Genomic DNA, 18,279 nt, shown 5'->3' with positions numbered 1-18,279 from the left:
ATGTCTCAGTTTTTCATACATAGACCAATTTTTGCATGGGTTATTGCATTATTTATTATTCTATTTGGGGTGCTGAGTATCCCGAAATTACCCATTGCCCGTTTTCCCAGTGTAGCGCCTCCACAAATTAGTATTACTGCAACTTATCCTGGTGCGACACCTAAAACCCTCAATGATAGTGTAGTCACCTTGATTGAGCGCGAGATGTCTGGGGTTAAAAACTTACTCTATTACAGCTCTACATCGGATAACTCGGGCAGTGCAACCATCACAGCGACCTTTAAGCCTGGTACAGATGTTGAACTCGCCCAAGTCGATGTGCAAAACAAAATCAAAGCAATTGAATCTAGGCTGCCACAGTCGGTACGGCAGCAAGGTTTGATGGTTGATGCCGCATCTTCAGGATTTTTGATGATTGTGGGACTCAATTCCCCAGATAATCGTTATTCAGAAGTTGATCTGAGTGATTACATGGCTCGCTTTGTGATTGAAGAGCTAAAGCGGGTCAATGGCGTGGGTAAGGTTCAAAATTTTGGTGCGGAAAAAGCCATGCGCATTTGGGTCGATCCTGATCGCTTGGTTGCATATGGACTTAGTATTAAAGATGTTAATACAGCCATTCAAAATCAGAATATTCCAATTTCTCCTGGGCGAATCGGAGATTTGCCTGCGTCAAAAGATCAGCAGATTAGCATTCCTTTAACCGCTTTAGGTCAGCTTGAAAATATTGAGCAATTCGAAAATATCAGCCTGAAATCAAATAAAAATGGGGCAAATGTTAAATTATCAGATGTGGCTCGAATTGAAATTGGTGCGCAGTCTTATAATTTTGCCATTCTGGAAAATGGTAAACCCTCGACTGCTATCGCCATTCAAATGAGTCCCGGTGCCAATGCAGTGAAAACCGCACAAGGCGTTCAAGCAAAACTCGATCAGCTCAGTGCCTCTTTACCACAAGGCATGAAATTTTCTATTCCCTACGATACAGCGCCCTTTGTAAAAGTATCGATTGAAAAGGTGATTAACACCTTGCTAGAGGCGATGGTGTTGGTATTTATTGTGATGTTTATATTTCTTCACAATATTCGCTATACCTTAATTCCTGCGATTGTGGCGCCAATTGCCTTGCTAGGAACCTTTGCAGTCATGCTGATTGCAGGGTTTTCAATTAACGTGTTAACCATGTTTGGCATGGTGCTCGCCATCGGAATTATTGTGGATGATGCGATTGTGGTGATTGAGAACGTGGAAAGGATCATGGCAACAGAACACTTGTCTCCTATTGAAGCAACCTCAAAAGCCATGACAGAAATTACCAACCCCATTATCGGGATTACCCTAGTCTTGGCTGCGGTATTTTTACCGATGGCATTAGCCGCAGGCTCTGTGGGGATTATTTACCGTCAATTTACCATTACCATGTCGGTTTCTATTCTGTTTTCAGCATTCTTGGCACTGACATTAACGCCTGCATTATGTGCAACGTTATTAAAACCTATTCATGCCCACCATGAGAAAAAAGGGTTTTTTGGCTGGTTTGATCGAAATTTTGAAAAATTAAATGGTCAATACGAGCGAATACTGTTTCGAGTTACTCGGCATATTTTCCCCGCCATGCTGATTTTTGTGGGCATTGTGGCGGTGCTGATCTTCAGTTTTAAAATGGTGCCAACTGCATTTATGCCAGAGGAAGATCAAGGCTGGTTTATGACCTCCATTCAGTTGCCCGCAGATGCCACTCAGCAGCGTACCATGAAGGTGGTTGATGAGTTTCAGCAATTTCTGAATCATGAAAAAGGCATTAAAGACAATATGGCGATTTTAGGATTTGGATTTAGTGGTTCAGGTCAAAATACAGCGATGTTTTTTACCAATCTGACCGATTTTAAAGAGCGAACTATTACTGCACAAGAGGTTGTGAACAATGCCAATATGGCCATGACTGAAAGCTCAGAAGGGCAGACCATGTCTGTTTTGCCACCTGCGATTGATGAATTAGGGACATCGTCTGGTTTTACTTTGCGTCTGCTTGATAGAGGCAATATTGGGATGGATGCGTTGATCAAAGCGCAAGATCAACTGATTGCACTTGCTACACAAAATAAAAAACTCACGGGTGTGTATGCCGAAGGTTTACCAGATGGGAGCACGGTACAGCTTAAAATTGATCGTGAAAAATTACAGGCACTTGGTGTCAATTTTAGTGATGTCACGGATATTATTTCGACCTCGATGGGGTCTATGTATATCAATGACTTCCCCAATCAGGATCGTATGCAGCAAGTGATTGTACAGCTGGATGCCAAATCTAGAATGAGCATTGAGGATATTGTTAAAATTAAGGTGAATAGCCAGAGTGGTAAACTGGTATCGATGTCTGAAGTGATCACACCTGTTTGGCAGCACGCTCCACAGCAGTACAACCGCTACAATGGTCGACCTGCTTTAAGTATTACAGGGAGTCCCGCAGCAGGATTTTCTTCTGGTCAGGCGATGCTTGAAATGGAACGTCTGATTGCACAATTGCCTAAAGGTGTCGGTTATGAGTGGACGGGAATTTCTCTGGAAGAAAGACAGTCTGAAGCGCAGACCACATTCTTGCTGATCTTATCGATGCTGGTGGTGTTTTTGGTGTTGGCTGCGCTATATGAAAGCTGGTCAATTCCTTTATCGGTGATGCTGGTGGTTCCCCTTGGCATGGTGGGTGCGTTTATCGCAGTGATGATACGAGGCATGCCCAATGACATTTTCTTCAAAGTTGGTTTGATAACCATTATTGGTTTATCTGCAAAAAATGCAATTTTGATTGTTGAGTTTGCCAAAACATTGAGACAAGAGGGCATGAGCTTGGTGGAGGCAACCGTAGCCGCAGCAAAACTAAGGTTACGTCCTATTTTAATGACGTCTTTGGCATTTACCTGTGGTGTGATTCCCTTGGTAATCGCGACAGGTGCCAGTTCGGAAACGCAAAAAGCCATTGGTACAGGCGTCTTTGGCGGCATGATCAGTGCCACCATTCTGGCAATCTTTTTTGTTCCAGTGTTCTTTATTTTCGTGATGAACATGGTAGAAAAGTTCTCTCAGCGAAAACATTCTCACGAGTAGCCCAAGTCCAGTATGGTCATGAGATAAGGTGTGTTCACTTTATCTCATTGGACGATGTTGTTTAATATTTAAACGAGGTTTATGCAATGCAATTAAAGATTGAAACAGCAAGATTGGTTTTGCGAGCATTTGAAATTGAAGATGCGAGTGATTTACTGGCTTATCTTTCTCAGCCCAAAGTGAATTGTTTTATCGGTGAACAAATTTTAAATATTGAACAAGCGATTGAAAAAATAAAAGCAAGACAGCAGAGTAAAGATTATCTTGCAGTTCAGTTAAAACAAAGCAATCAAGTCATTGGTGAGCTGTTTTTTATCCATGAAGAACCGGATACCTACTCCGTAGGGTGGAACTTCAATGCAAATTTTCATGGTCAAGGCTTTGCCTATGAGAGTGCTGATGCATTCTTAGATCATCTTTTCAATCAGCTCAATGCACGTAGAATCTATGCTTATGTCGAGGAAGATAATCATGCCTCACAAAAACTGTGTGAACGGTTAGGCATGCGTAAAGAAGGATGTTTTGTCGAATATATTTCTTTTGTTCAACATGAAGATGGAACGCCAAAATATGAAAATACCCTTCAATACGCCATATTGAAAAAAGAATGGTTAGATAAAAAGTAGGATTTGAGACCTTTATCTAGCGCTAGGACTTTTTCAAGAGAATCGTAAAACAGCTGCCACCAAAATCTGTTGATTTTGTATACGTGATTTGCCCTTGATGCGCTTCAATAATGGCGTAAATCACCGCAAGCCCAAGACCAGTGCCACCTTCCGAGCGTGACCGAGATTCTTCTAAACGGTAAAAGGGTTTAAATAAATGTTCGAGGTGCTGTTCATCAATACCTGGCCCTTGATCTTCAAGCATTAAAATCCAATGGTCTTGGGTTGTTTTGGTGGTAATTGAAAGTATGCCAGCGTCTGCATAACGCGAGGCATTGGAAAATAAGGCAATCAGCACTTGTTCCATACGTCTTGCATCACATAACACTGTTTCATGGGTCAAATTAAAGACCACATGCAAGCCTTTGTGTTGAAAGCGATCTTGAAACATTTGAACGCACTTGAAAATACTGTTCTCAAGGGTTGTTTCTTGGAGGTCTAAACGGAATTGTTGGTTTTCAACCAAAGTCAGCGTGCGTAAATCTTCAACCAGATAAGATAATCCTTCGACTTGATTGAGCAAGCTTCGATGTAACTGCGGATCTGCTTCAAAAACACCATCTACAATTCCTTGTAATCGACCCTGTAAAATCGTGATCGGGGTGCGAAGTTCATGTGCAATTGCCGCATTCCAAAGGGTAGAATTTTTGACTGAAACCTCAAGCTGATTGGCCATCGCATTAAAATTCTGGATCAGTGACATGAATTCATGCGGAATGTGTGCTTGTTGCTGTTCAATTCTTAATGAAAGATTCCCTTGCTGGATTTGTTGTACAACATTGGCCAGTGCATTAATCGGCTGGGTATAGCGTTTAGCGTATCTGAAGGCTAAAAAAGTTGACAGTAAAAAGCCCGTCAACAAGACCAAAAAAGTCCACAGATAGTCCACAGAGGTAAAAGAAAAATCTTCAGGGCAAGCATTATTGAGATCGAGTAAACCTTTTTCTGTGGCCCAACCATAAACCAAATAACCTAAACCAAAGGAGAAGATGGTAATGCCCAGATTCAGTACGCTCATCATGATCAGTAGTTGGGCGCTAATACCAATCGAACTTTTATTCAGTTTAGTTATCATGATTTTGATCTAATCGATAGCCTACACCACGTAAATTGATGAAATATCCTAATGCACCTTTTTGTTCAAGCTTTTTCCGTAAGTTACTAATATGACTGTCCACGGTACGGTCTAGTGTCGTTTTTTCGGGCATACATTTTTCGATTAATTCACTTCTGGTAAAGACCTTATTTGGACTTTGCAGCATCAGCTTGAGAATATTAAATTCAGTCAGCGTGAGATTTAGCAGCTGCTTTTGATCATGTTGAAGGACATACACCAAATGTTGTTCAAGATTAATTTCAATAGATTTATAGTTCAGATATTTCTTTTGTTCCTGCTGTAAGGTACTCCGACGTAATACCGCTTCAACTCGAGCAATCACTTCATTCGGATTAAAGGGCTTCACCACGAAGTCATCGGCACCCATTTTTAATGCCATGATTTTATTGTCGAAATCATCCATGGCGGTAAGCATGATCACAGGGACATTACTGTACTGTCTTAGAACGGTTAACACTTCCCAACCATTTTTTTTGGGTAGTTTAATATCTAAGATCACAAGATCAATAGCGTGGACTTTTAACAGTTCTAGCGCCTGCTGACCTTGTATAGCACGGATTACATGCATATTTTCTTTTTTTAAATATCTTTCAAGAATATCACCGATATCAAAGTCATCTTCAACCACAAGAATGGTTTTATTGGATAAGTCGCAGGAATGATAGGATGTGTTCAAGAGAATACCAAAGCGTACTAAAATTAAGATTATGGATGTTTTTCAAAGTATAGTGATTTTATAGAAATGTCTAATCGGGTAGCCAATATTTTCATTAGTTTTAATGATTAGCAGCGTAGATGTTATGTTGTTTAATGCAATACATAGCTAGAAATTTATGACATTCTATTCGTATGCTTAGGTTCACCTTTCTATAGGAAATAAAAATATTGTCCTGATCAAGTACGTCTAGATTGAGATAAAACTAGGATAAATTTTCTATAAGGGAATCTTCATAACCAACTATAGTATTTTGATTAAATAACCAATTTCTGTAAACTGCATCACCTTATCTGGTATGACCGACCTCTATGGGAGGTGAACATTTTCAACTTTCTCTGTTTAAACTCGAGTTGGGCACGATGTTTTTTTTCTCCTATATTTTTATCAATGTCATATTTTAAAATCCATGAGTATTGATTGTGCGTGTACCTAGGCGGGAAATTCTATGGAATTAAAGCAGCTCAAGTATTTAGTGACGATTGTCGAATCTGGAAGTTTTGGAAAGGCTGCACAAAAGCTAGATGTCGGAACCTCGGCTTTAAGCCAGCAAATTTCCAAGCTAGAAGATGAACTTTGCACACGTTTATTACGCCGCTCTACCACAGGGGTGGAACCAACGCCTTCAGGTTTAGCTTTTTTTAAACAAGCGCAACTGGTCCTTAGACATACGCAATATGCCATTGAAGCCGCACATTCTTCTCGTTTAACGGGACATGTCTGTGTTGGATTTTCACCGAGTATTGCTTCGGTTCTGGGTGTACCGTTAATGAATTTGATGTCTAAACGTTATCCCGATATTAAGGTGCATTTGGTTGAGAGTCTGTCTGGTAACCTAGCCACCTTGGTCAATTCGCGCCAACTGGATATTGCCATTATTTTTACGCAAGATGTTGATCCAAGTTGGTCAGTTCAGCCTTTACTGAAAGAACCGATGTTTTTAATGGCGCATGAAGATTTACTTCATCAGTATGGCTTTGCAGACAATATTCAAACCAAGCAAATTGAATTTGAAAAAGTGAATCAGCTGCCGTTGGCTTTACCCAGTCAACGTCATGGCTTACGCAAGTTCTTGGAGCAAAAAGTTGAACTGTTAAATGTTGAATTTGAAATCGATGGTTTGCATTTACTCATGAACTGCGTGCGTCAATTAAATATGGCAACTATTCAGCCAGGCAGTGCCTATTTTGAATACCTAAGATCGGATTTATGCTTCCTTAAAATCGTTTCTCCAGAGCTAGATCGAATGAATTATCTCATTAGTATTTCAGAAGAGGAGTTATCTCCAGCCAGCCTTGCCACCAAAGTAGCGATTAAAACCTGTATTAAGGATTTGATAAATAAAGATTTATGGCCGAGCGCTGAACTATTAGACTTTTAGCCTATTTAGTTTTAATAAAGACCTATTTAAGTCCTCCGCATCACGATGACCTCTTGTTTTGAGTTTTAATTGTTCAAAATTCGAGAGGGAGAAATCGAATGCATGATGTAATAGTGATTGGCGGTGGGAATGCCGCATTGTGTGCAGCGATCACTGCGCGTGAGGCAGGGGCGTCAGTATTACTCGTCGAAGCAGCTCCAAAAGAATGGCGCGGGGGAAATTCACAGCACACACGTAATTTGCGCTGTATGCACGATGCGCCACAAGATGTATTGGTGGATGCCTATTCTGAAGAAGAATATTGGCAAGACTTACTCAAAGTCACTGCTGGAAAAACCAATGAACATTTGGCGCGTTTGGTAATTCGTACCACTGCGAATTGTCGTGACTGGATGCGTCAACACGGAGTCAATTTTCAACCTCCTTTATCTGGTGCACTCCATGTTGCCCGTACCAATGCTTTTTTCATGGGCGGGGGCAAAGCGCTGGTCAATGCTTATTTTAGAAGTGCTCAAGACCTCGGTGTCGAAATCCGTTACAACACTAAAATTACCGAACTAATTATTGAAGATGGCAAATTTATCGCAGCGGTTGCAGCCGATGGTACCCGCTTTGAAGGTGCATCTTGTGTTCTCGCCGCAGGCGGCTTTGAATCTAATCGTGAATGGTTAAAAGAAGCTTGGGGCCAAAACGAAAATGGTGAATGGCCTGCAGATAACTTCATTATTCGTGGCACTCGTTTTAATCAGGGCAACTTGCTGAAATTTATGATGGATAAAGGTGCCGATATTATTGGTGATCCATCTCAGTCACACTGTGTAGCAGTGGATGCTCGTGCTCCTTTGTATGATGGCGGTATTTGTACTCGTATTGACTGCGTGTCTTTGGGTATTGTGGTTAATAAAAATGCTGAACGTTTTTATGATGAGGGTGAAGATTTCTGGCCAAAACGCTATGCGATATGGGGACGTCTGGTCGCTCAACAGCCAAATCAAATTGCTTATTCAATTATCGATTCAAAATCAGTGGGTAAATTTATGCCGCCTGTTTTTGAAGGGACGCAAGCCAATAGCATTGAAGAGTTAGCCCAAAAGTTAAATTTGGATGTTGCGACCTTATCCAAAACGGTAAGGGACTATAACCATGCTTGTGTTGAAGGTGAGTTTAACCACACAGTGCTGGACAATTGTCATACCGAAAATTTAAGCCCGGCAAAAACGCATTGGGCAGTTCCGCTCGATCAGCCTCCGTATTATGCCTATGCCTTAAGACCAGGAATTACCTTCACCTATTTAGGTCTGAAAGTTGAAGATGATGCCGCGGTACGTTTTAACGATATCGCAAGCCCAAATTTGTATGTGGCAGGTGAAATGATGGCGGGCAATGTGCTGGGTCAGGGTTATACCGCGGGTGTGGGAATGTCGATTGGAACCACCTTTGGGCGTATTGCAGGTAAGAATGCTGCATCCGCTGCATTTAAGCAGGGAGCTTAAAATGAACTCCAATGTAAAAAACTTAATTCCTGTGGTGCAACTTACTGAGAATGAACAGCAAGTGAAGCAGGCTTTACAGATTTGTAATGCATGCCGTTACTGCGAAACTTTCTGTGCTGTGTTCCCAGCCATGACTAAGCGTTTGGAATTCACACAGGCGGACATCCACTATATGGCTAACTTGTGCCATAACTGTGGCGCATGTTTACATGCCTGCCAATATGCTCCGCCACATGAATTTGGTGTGAATATTCCTCAAGCCATGGCTCAAGTGCGCTTGGAAACCTATCAAGAGTTTGCAGTACCCGCTTCTTTTGGTGCCATTTACAAAAAAACAGGCATTGCCTTGGTGTCAGGAATGTCATTCAGCTTCTTCTTGTTGATGTTGGCAGGGGTTTGGATGAACGGCACAGACTTATTCGGTCAATATCAAGGTGATTTTTACGCGATTTTCCCGCATAACTTTTTAGCAGTTTTATTCGGTTCGGTTTTTATCACCGCCTTTGTACTGCTAGGTTTGGGAGTAGCGAAGTTTTGGAAGCAAACTTCTGAAATTATTCCAGAGGGTGTGGCACAACCAGACATTCTACAAGCGTCTAAAAATGTCTTGACCCTGAAATACCTCGATGGAGGACATGGTAAAGGCTGTAATGAAGAAGATGATCGTTATACCCAGATACGCCGTGTATTTCATCATTTCACGATGTATGGATTCTTATTGTGCTTTTTGGCAACGAGTGTCGCGACTTTCTATCACTATTTTTTAGCTCTAGAAGCACCATATGCATATACCAGTTTGCCTGTCATTTTAGGCACATTAGGCGGGATTGGTTTGGTCGTTGGTCCAATCGGACTGCTCTATCTAAATATTAAACGCCATCCATTACATGGTGATGCTAAACAAAAGCCAATGGATCGCGGTTTTATCTTCTTATTGTTATTGATCAGTATTACTGGACTAGCACTGCTGGCATTCCGTGACAGTTCTGCAATGGCGCTATTACTGATCATACATTTGGCGACCGTTATGACTTTCTTCTTAACTATTCCTTTTGGCAAGTTTGCACATGGTTTTTACCGTAGCGCAGCATTGCTGAAGTTTGCTGTAGAAGAGCGTATTGCAAAACATAAGGTTAAAACTAAGTAAGCCTTAACCATGATTGTGCCAAGGAGGTCGATCATGGTGATGGTTCAAAATCGAAAGATTAATAGAGTAAACACGTTATAAGGATGTATTAAACATGAAAAATTTAAAATTACTCGCATTAGCATGCATCGGCGTGACAATGGTTGGATGTGGTTCAGGAAATGCTTCTAAAGCGGCTGGTGAGCCTAAACGTCCAGAGTGTATTGCACCAGCCAAACCTGGCGGTGGTTTTGACATGACTTGTAAACTGATTCAGTCTGGCTTTAAAAAAACAGAACAGCTTGAAACGCCGATTCGTGTCACGTATATGCCAGGCGGAGTAGGTGCTGTTGCCTATAATAAGATTGTCAATAATGATCCTGCGAACAATGATGCCGTGATTGCATTTTCGACGGGTTCACTATTGAACTTGGCGCAAGGAAAATTTGGACACTTCTCTGAAAAAGATGTGAAATGGCTGTCTGGGGTAGCCGTAGATTATGGTTTGGTTTCGGTACATAAAGACTCACCACTAAAAAATCTTGATGACCTGATGAAAGCCTTACGAGAAAACCCGAAAGCAATTAGCTTTGGTGGTGCAGGAAGTGTCGGTGGTCAAGACTGGATGCAAACTGCAATGCTGGCAAAAAAAGCAGGCATTAGTCCTGCCGACTTGAGATTTGTTGCACTTGAAGGTGGCGGTGAAGTCCTAACTTCATTACTGGGGCAACATATTCAAGTCGGTGTCGGCAATGTCAGTGAAGTAGGCTCACACCTTGAATCTGGTGATATTCGAGTTTTGGCAGTGTTTGCAGACAAACGCTTAGACGGGAAATTCTCACAGCTAAGTACTGCTAAAGAGCAGGGCTATGACATAGAATGGCCAGTAATTCGTGGTTTCTATATGGGACCAAAGGTGAGTGATGAAGCATATGGTTGGTGGAAAAATGCCTTTGATAAAATGATGGCTGACCAAAAATTTGAGGCAGTACGTAACAACCAAGATCTACTCCCATTTGATATGACGGGTGAAGAACTGACTGCCTATGTATATAAGCAGACTGAAGAAATGCGCAAATTGTCGCAAGAATATAAATTATCAAAATAACGGATGACCTGAGTTGAGAAACTATTTCTCAGCTCAGTCTTTGTTTTGAGGATAGATGATGAAATCTGAACGGATTCTTACCGCCATTATTGCCGTGTGTGGATTATTTTTGCTGATCTATGCAAGCAATTTTGAGGCCCCTATTTCCTACGATCCAGTGGGACCTAAAGCTTTTCCTATCTTATTAATGGGCTTAATTACAGCTTGTGCAGTGTATCTCACTGTGCGACCAGCCATTATGTTTGAACCAGTTGAATTGCATTGGACAAAACATCTGCTTGGAAAGTTAGTGTTGTGTACGCTCGCTTTAACACTGTATGCATTAATTTTTGAATGGCTAGGTTTTATTGTTGCAACGCTGTTGATGACGGTTGCAGTGGGCAAACTTTTCCATGGCAAAACCGTTCCAGTTTTGGTTACAGGCTTGGTACTCAGCGTTAGTACCTATTATATGTTTGACCGTTTCTTGGATGTGCCATTACCACTTGGATTTTTTGGTTAAGGATGACCCGATATGGACGTATTAAGTTTTTTAATGACAGGTTTCGAGGTTGCCTTACAACCGCAAAATCTCCTAATCGCCTTTGTTGGTGCATTTCTTGGAACGATTGTTGGCTTATTGCCAGGTTTAGGTCCTATTAATGGCGTGGCAATTTTATTGCCGTTTGCTTATGCCTTAGGTTTACCAGTTGATAGTGCATTAATTTTATTGGCAGCAGTCTATTTGGGTTGTGAATATGGCGGACGCATTTCAGCGATTCTCTTAAACGTACCAGGGGATGCTGGGGCCATTATGACCACCTTAGATGGTTATCCATTGGCACAGCAAGGAAAGGCAGGAATTGCCTTGTCATTGTCTTCGGTCAGTTCCTTTATTGGCAGTACTGTCGCTTTTATTGGCATTGTGTTGTTTGCTCCAATATTGGCGAAGTGGGCAATCGCGTTTGGTCCAGCTGAATATTTTGCCTTAATGGTATTTGCAATTGTCTGTTTAACGGGTTTGGTCAGTACACAGCCTTTCAAAACATTAATCATGGCATTAATGGGCTTGGCTCTTTCTACTGTGGGGATGGATGCAATTACTGGCGTTTATCGCTTTACCTTTAACAGTGTAGGCTTAAGTGATGGTATTGCATTTACGACTTTGGTGATCGGATTATTCAGTGTCAGTGAAATCTTGTTGCTGCTTGAACGTACCACGATTGGTAAAGTCGCGATGGAGCAAGGAAAACGTTCACTATTCAACGTAAAAGAATTTCTCAGTTCATTGGCTACCATTATCCGTGGTGCATTAATTGGTTTCTTCTCAGGAATTTTACCTGGTGCAGGTGCAACCGTTGCAAGTGCGATGGCTTATACCACTGAACGTAAGATGGCAAGTGACAGTAGCAAATTTGGTAAAGGTGATCTGCGTGGTCTTGCTGCTCCCGAAAGTGCCAATAACGCAGCGGCTTGTGGTTCATTTGTCCCGATGTTGACTTTGGGTGTACCTGGTTCAGGTACAACTGCGGTAATGATGGGCGCATTGCTTATGTACAACATTACCCCAGGTCCTCAATTATTTGCTCAGGAACCAGTATTGGTTTGGTCGCTGATTGCATCTTTGATGGTCGGTAATATCATTCTGTTGGTATTGAACTTACCATTGGTGGGTTTCTTTGCCCGCATGTTGAGTATTCCTAATTATATTCTGATTCCAATTATTGCCAGTGTCAGCTTTGTTGGGGTGTATGCCATTCACACCAATATCTTTGACTTGCTGCTTTGCATGGGCTTGGGTGTATTTGGATATATCCTGAGAAAATTTGATTTCCCATTGGCACCGTTAATTCTTGGCTTCGTTCTAGGACAGTTGATGGAGTCTAATTTACGTCGTGCATTGTCTATTTCTCAAGGTGAACTCAGCATTTTGTGGAGCAGTAACATCAGCATGGGTCTTTGGATCATGTCGGTATTGTTATTGATTTTACCAGTGGTACGTAAGTACTTGTTCATCAAAAAGCAACAAGCCTAACGGGATGGCAATAACGGTCAGCAGCTGTTGACTATTATTGCCAAAAATTATGAAAGCAATCAGCTCAAATATCAAAGGCTTGGTTCTCGCTCTATTGGGAGCCGTATTGGCCAATTATGTGCATATTCCTTTGCCATGGTTGCTGGGTCCATTGTTGACGGCCTTGCTACTGGGGAGCGTTGGGCATCCACTCAACTGTGATCCTCGCTGGCGACGTGTAGGGCAGATCATTATTGGTATGGCCTTGGGTCTATACTTTACACCTGCTCTGGTACAAGCCGTGTCTGCTTATTGGGGCTTTATTCTGATTGGGATGGCATGGTCACTCTTACTGGGAGCTATGCTGGCGGGTCTGCAATATCGAATTAATGCCTTAGATTGGGCTACCGCATGGTTTTCTTCAGCCATCGGCAGCGCCAGTGAGATGGTGAATATTGCAGAACGCCATCAGGCACAAGTCGATAAAGTGGTTGCTGCACATAGTTTGAGAATTGTGATTCTGGTTGTATTGGTTCCAGTTTTTATGCAACTTTATTTTCAAGTTGAATGGTCTGGTTTGCATATACAAGATACGGAAAGATTTGGCTTTCTTCAGGTTTTTCTGCTTTTTTGTCTAGCATTTTTTGTTGGTAAGGTTTTTCAATTTTTTAATCTGTTGAATGCTTGGATCTTGGGTCCATTAGCCATTATTGGGTTGTTGTCATTCTACGGGATGATTCAAATGAGATTGCCAGAATGGTTTATTGCTTTTGGTCAAGTCTGTATTGGCTGGTCATTGGGTAGCAAATTCCCATTTAGTTTTTTAAAGAACAATAAAAAATTTATTGTGATGACACTGGCATTCAATTTACTGGCTTTAGGGTTATCGATCAGTTTCGCATTATTACTGGTCAATCTAAGCCATACCGAAAAACAGCTCTTGATTTTAGGACTTTCACCAGGAGGAATCGCAGAAATGTCGCTCATGGCGAAAGCGCTTGATCTTGCGGTACCCATTGTTGTGGCTTTTCAACTCTGCAGATTAATTTTTGTCATTCTGACCACCCATTTCTTTTATCAACGAAGTCTTCAACTGTTTTTTAAATCTGAAAAATAAGATGTTCTAAGCAGCTGAACAGGCTCATTTAGGGGGAACTATACCTACAGTTTTTGTAAATGGATGAACAACATATTTATTGAAATAAAATACATGGAATGCAAAATGAAATTTAACACATCTAAGATAGCGCTCATCGCGAGTTTGACCACGATCACCACATTTACACATGCCAATCAGAGCAGTGAAATTGAACAATTGCGTGCTGAAGTGAATGAGCTTCGACAAATGCTTCAGGCTCAGCAAGCGAAATCTGTCACCACCCTCAACAGCACACCCGTAGTAGAAACCACTGCAACCAAACCCGTTGAAAAAAATCCTCAAGCTATCACCAAGTGGCAAACCAAATCGGGTACTGATGTAAATTTATATGGATTTGTTCGTGCTGATGCTGCATACCAGATTGAAGGTGCGAAAGGTATGTTTAACCGTATTAATACTGTGGTGCTAGAAGGGGATCCGAGTAAAAATGCCACTGAAGATCGTTTGGATTCGACAGTAAATGCCACACGTATAGGTTTAGATTTTACCACCCCTTTAGCTGACCAAACATTAAAAGGCAAAATTGAAATAGATTTTCGTGGGGGAGAGAACAAAGATACAGCACGCTTACGCCATGTTTATTTGAATTATGATCGTTGGTTGATTGGTCAAACGACATCTAACTTTCTTTCAGCAGAAACAGCGCCAGAAATGCTCGATTCAAATACTGCTTTAGGTGGTGGTACAACGCGTAACCCAATGGTACGTTACTCGCAACCCATCAGTCCGCTCACCATGTATTTCTTAAGCTTAGAAAAAGGCAATGATGAGAACCGTTTGCCCTTACTGGCAGGTAAAGTTAAACATGAATTTGCCACAGGTAAAGGTGTAATGACTGCACGCGGTCTGTTGCAAGAAGTACGCTTACGTAGTGAAAATGATGAAACAGAATTGGGTTGGGGAGCAGCACTCGGGCTTCGTTATAAAATCACGCCATCCTTATTATTCAATACGAACTATTCGCATGTTTCTGGAGACAATAAATTACTTTTGGCAAGTTCAGATAACCGTCGTTATATCCAAAATGGCGATGACATCGAATTAATTGATTTTGATGCCTTTCAAATGGGCCTCACCTATCAATTTAATCAAAAGCTGAGAAGTACTCTCGGCTATGGTACTTTGATCTATGCTGATAAAGACCGTATTACGAAAGATGCCAATGAGAAGTTACAACAGGGCTGGGTGAATATGATGTTCAAACCCACTAAACCTTTAACTTTTGGGGTGGAGTATGTCTATGGTGAACGTAATACCGTGAATGATCGAATTGGTAAAGATAATCGTATAGAAATGATGGCGAAATATGAATTCTAGAACAGGATTGATACTTTGCGGATATTCACTTTTCTGATTGTTTGCATAGTCCGTTCAATTAAATCATCGGCTCAAGTAATGCTATTCATCTGACATTGCTTGAGCTTTTCTATTTTACGTCTGGAGCGTAAAGTAATTTAGCAGCAAATAGTCGCCTAATACCTATCGGATATTTTTAGAAGAATAACAGGTCAATTCATAGCCCTCTTGCATCAATCCCTAATGCGCCACTCAATGACCGATAGCCAAATTCAGATTGAAAGTTCTTTTTCCATTTTCAAAAGCTAGGATAAGAAAATATCTTTGAATACAAGTCTTACCCTATTAAAAAATAGAAAACTCTTTCTATTCAATTTAATTTTTTATGAAAAATCCCTAATAAGAGCAGTCTATTGTCTGAAATTTTTGGGGGGCTATTCAAAATCGGTTGGTCATCCAATAACGATACATCCTTAAATATTCGGGTAAACACTTAGTTTCAGTTTATAAGAATACATAACAATGAAGCTGCATTGAGCAGAAAATACTGTTATTGGGAGGGTTTATAACTGAATCAATTACAGAGTGAAAACTTGATCAAGTGATCTCAGATAAGCAAAACAAGTGAAAATAGGGGACTGTAGGAAATGGAAACAGGGTTAGGGGTGTATTGCCGAGAATATATAGAAGTTTTTGGGACTAATTTTGAATTTCTGATTTAGTATTAGAGTGAATAAATAACGAATAAAAAAAGGCAACATCTTGTTTAGATGTTGCCTCATACAGCCTTTTTATTGTTTGATCTGTTCTAGACCTTGCTCTTCAATAATTTGTGTCGCTTGTGGTGATTTCACAAATTGAATCAATTCATTAGCCGCTTTTTCATAGCTAGTGTTTTTGCCAATACCTGCGGAAAAAATGGTGACTTTTTGATAAGGAGCAGGAATAGGTCCAACTAGCTCAACTTGTCCATATTTACCTGTAAATGGTTTGATTTCGCTAATTTGCTGGAATCCAACATCAAATTGTCCTTCGGCAATACGTTTAGCAACACGATCGCCAACCACTTTTTCAGCTTTACTAGAAATGACTTTATATTCAACTGGTGGGAAACTTGGGAAGACATTTTTTTCAAGATGTGTACCACTTGCACTGGCTGAGTAACCAATATGTTTGGCATTCAACAAAACTTTTTCGAATTTTTCCGCAGTGCTAATATCTGGTTTTTTAGCACCTTTAGGAATCGCCATACCAATACTAGATTTAACTAAATCTCGTTGTGAATTTGGTTCTACGAAACCTTTATCTGCTAGTTTATTGAGTTCAGGCGCGGCAAGAACCACAACATCAAAACGCTCTCCACGATCGAGTCTGTTGGGGATTGCGGTTGGTGATGCACCCATCGAAGAACCTGATGAAAGATGAACCGTATGACCTGTTTGTTGTTCAAAAACAGGAATCAGTTTTTCCATGGATGAATAAAAACCACCAGAGCTAATAACTTCTAGGGTATCTGCATTGGTGAATGAAGATACTAGACCTGCACTGGCAAAGAAGATTGATTTTAATACAGAGATTTTTTTCATGTTGTGCCTCATTTTTTATTGCAAGAGAGCACAGTACGGAAATCCAAGATTAACCGTACTGTGCATTTTATTAAAACTAAAGATGGGGTATAGCAGGGGTTAAGCGTTTATTTTTGCTGGCTCAATGACTGGATCAGACGTGTTTTGTTTAGAACCGCGACATAGATATAAACTTGAAATTAAGCTACATACAGCGGCTAACATCAGCCAGAAAGCAGGTGTACTTGCATTCCCAGTATTTTCGACAAGGAAAGTACAAGCCATAGGCGTCATACCGCCAAAAATAGCTGCTGCAAGGCTGAAAGCTAAAGAGAAACCGACAGTACGTACGCGTTTTGGCATGACTTCGGCAAGCGTAGCAACCATGGTGCCGTTATACATACCAAAGAAGAATGAGAAGTAAGCAAGTGTAATCAGAAGGTTCGTGAAGCTAATGTCACTCACTAACCAGCTCAAAACTGGATACGTTGTAAAAATGGCGAGCGTAGTAATGCCGACTAAAACGGGTTTACGACCAATCTTGTCTGAAAGCAAGCCACCCATTGGTAACCAGAAGAAATTGGATAGACCTACAAACACAGTGGCTAAAAGGGTGTCAGTCACGGACATTTCTAATGTACGTTTGGCATATACAGTGGTGTAAACAGTAATGAAGTAGAATGTGGTTGTGGTCATGGCACTCAACATCATGCCAGCAAGGACAATACGCCAGTTGCTAACCAGTGTGTTGAAAATTTCTTTTGAAGACGGATGCGTTTTTTGCGCTTTGAAGTCCTCTGTTTCCTCTAAGGTACGACGGAATAAAAAGATTAATGGAATAATTAAACAGCCAATCAGAAACGGAATACGCCAACCCCATTCACCGACTTGAGCATTCGTTAAAACAGTATTTAGCCAATAACCAAGTGATGCAGCAAACACAACCGCGATTTGCTGGCTGCCAGACTGCCAACTGGTAATAAATCCACGGTTTTTATCGGTAGAAATTTCAGCCAAGTAAATAGAGACACCACCAGACTCAACACCTGCCGAGAAGCCTTGTAACAGACGTCCAATTACCACCAAAATTGGAGCAATTATGCCTATAGTTTCATAGCCTGGAACAAAGGTAATTAAGACAGTTCCCATAGCCATTAGACTGAGTGTCACAATTAAACCTTTACGGCGACCAACTTTATCGACATAAGCACCCAGAAAAATTGCGCCTAAAGGGCGCATCAGAAAACCAGCAGCGAATACGGTAAATGTCATCATTAAAGAGACATATTCATTTTCTGAGTGGAAAAATTTTGCTGCAATATAAGTGGCATAGAAACCAAAAAGAAAAAAATCGTACTGCTCTAAAAAGTTGCCACTGGTTACATTTAATATTTTTTTGAAAGTGGCTGTACGATTATTTACGCTATCCATTGGAGACCTCCTTGGCCTTACAACATGGAAACATTCACAATCTTCAATTTGGATACTTTTTCTAAAACTTTTGTAAAAGCCCGAGCGAAATTACGCATGGGCTAGAGTAAAGATTTAAAAGCAAC

At 40.9% G+C, this 18,279-nt stretch carries 14 protein-coding genes; 10 read left to right on the top strand and 4 right to left on the bottom strand.

The features are described 5' to 3' along the window. Complete coding sequence (locus MKI85_RS12890; RefSeq protein ID WP_241628155.1) at positions 1-3,105, top strand: efflux RND transporter permease subunit; 3,105 nt, start codon at positions 1-3, stop codon at positions 3,103-3,105. An 86-nt stretch (positions 3,106-3,191) separates the two neighbouring features. After that, entirely contained in the window at positions 3,192-3,731 is a 540-nt protein-coding gene (locus tag MKI85_RS12885; RefSeq protein WP_241628153.1) for a GNAT family N-acetyltransferase, read from the top strand. A 22-nt stretch (positions 3,732-3,753) separates the two neighbouring features. Here MKI85_RS12885 and adeS read toward each other — a convergent pair whose 3' ends face one another. Continuing rightward, positions 3,754-4,845 carry a two-component sensor histidine kinase AdeS gene (gene adeS / locus MKI85_RS12880; protein ID WP_241628152.1) on the bottom strand — a complete coding sequence of 364 codons (1,092 nt, stop codon included), beginning with the start codon at positions 4,843-4,845 and terminating at the stop codon, positions 3,754-3,756. Beyond that, a complete protein-coding gene (gene adeR / locus MKI85_RS12875) occupies positions 4,835-5,563 on the bottom strand; it encodes an efflux system response regulator transcription factor AdeR (RefSeq protein ID WP_413350752.1) in 729 nt (242 codons plus the stop codon). Before adeR ends, adeS begins: the two co-directional genes overlap by 11 nt. 487 nt (positions 5,564-6,050) lie before the next feature. Here adeR and MKI85_RS12870 point away from each other — a divergent pair, with 487 nt between their 5' ends. From MKI85_RS12870 to MKI85_RS12835, 8 genes are all read left to right on the top strand, one after another. Next, positions 6,051-6,983, top strand: coding sequence for a LysR family transcriptional regulator (locus MKI85_RS12870; RefSeq protein WP_241628149.1), 933 nt, complete (start codon positions 6,051-6,053; stop codon positions 6,981-6,983). A gap of 98 nt (positions 6,984-7,081) precedes the next feature. Next, on the top strand, positions 7,082-8,476 hold the full coding sequence (gene tcuA, locus MKI85_RS12865) for an FAD-dependent tricarballylate dehydrogenase TcuA (protein WP_241628147.1): 1,395 nt from the start codon (positions 7,082-7,084) through the stop codon (positions 8,474-8,476). Between the two features lies 1 nt (position 8,477). Then, positions 8,478-9,623 carry a tricarballylate utilization 4Fe-4S protein TcuB gene (gene tcuB, locus MKI85_RS12860; RefSeq protein ID WP_241628144.1) on the top strand — a complete coding sequence of 382 codons (1,146 nt, stop codon included), beginning with the start codon at positions 8,478-8,480 and terminating at the stop codon, positions 9,621-9,623. Positions 9,624-9,717: 94 nt separating this feature from the next. Beyond that, positions 9,718-10,710 (top strand): Bug family tripartite tricarboxylate transporter substrate binding protein, encoded by a 993-nt coding sequence (locus MKI85_RS12855; RefSeq protein WP_413350755.1) that lies wholly within the window; start codon positions 9,718-9,720, stop codon positions 10,708-10,710. Positions 10,711-10,765: 55 nt separating this feature from the next. Beyond that, the gene (locus MKI85_RS12850) at positions 10,766-11,212 is read left to right on the top strand and encodes a tripartite tricarboxylate transporter TctB family protein (protein WP_241628142.1); all 447 of its coding nucleotides are present in this window, start codon (positions 10,766-10,768) and stop codon (positions 11,210-11,212) included. Positions 11,213-11,224: 12 nt separating this feature from the next. Further along, positions 11,225-12,724, top strand: coding sequence for a tripartite tricarboxylate transporter permease (locus tag MKI85_RS12845; protein ID WP_241628140.1), 1,500 nt, complete (start codon positions 11,225-11,227; stop codon positions 12,722-12,724). A 49-nt stretch (positions 12,725-12,773) separates the two neighbouring features. Further along, positions 12,774-13,820: an AbrB family transcriptional regulator gene (locus MKI85_RS12840; RefSeq protein WP_241628138.1), complete on the top strand. Its 1,047-nt coding sequence runs from the start codon at positions 12,774-12,776 to the stop codon at positions 13,818-13,820. Between the two features lie 105 nt (positions 13,821-13,925). Next, on the top strand, positions 13,926-15,179 hold the full coding sequence (locus tag MKI85_RS12835) for a DcaP family trimeric outer membrane transporter (protein ID WP_241628137.1): 1,254 nt from the start codon (positions 13,926-13,928) through the stop codon (positions 15,177-15,179). Positions 15,180-15,949: 770 nt separating this feature from the next. Here MKI85_RS12835 and MKI85_RS12830 read toward each other — a convergent pair. Beyond that, positions 15,950-16,744, bottom strand: coding sequence for a substrate-binding domain-containing protein (locus MKI85_RS12830; RefSeq protein ID WP_241628135.1), 795 nt, complete (start codon positions 16,742-16,744; stop codon positions 15,950-15,952). Positions 16,745-16,843: 99 nt separating this feature from the next. Beyond that, positions 16,844-18,154 carry an MFS transporter gene (tcuC, locus tag MKI85_RS12825; protein ID WP_241628133.1) on the bottom strand — a complete coding sequence of 437 codons (1,311 nt, stop codon included), beginning with the start codon at positions 18,152-18,154 and terminating at the stop codon, positions 16,844-16,846. Between the last annotated feature and the right edge of the window lie 125 nt (positions 18,155-18,279).

This window comes from Acinetobacter zhairuonensis (assembly GCF_022601715.1).
Lineage (GTDB): Bacteria > Pseudomonadota > Gammaproteobacteria > Pseudomonadales > Moraxellaceae > Acinetobacter.
Note: the sequence above shows the minus strand (reverse complement) of the source record. Positions and strands in the feature narration are given on the sequence as shown.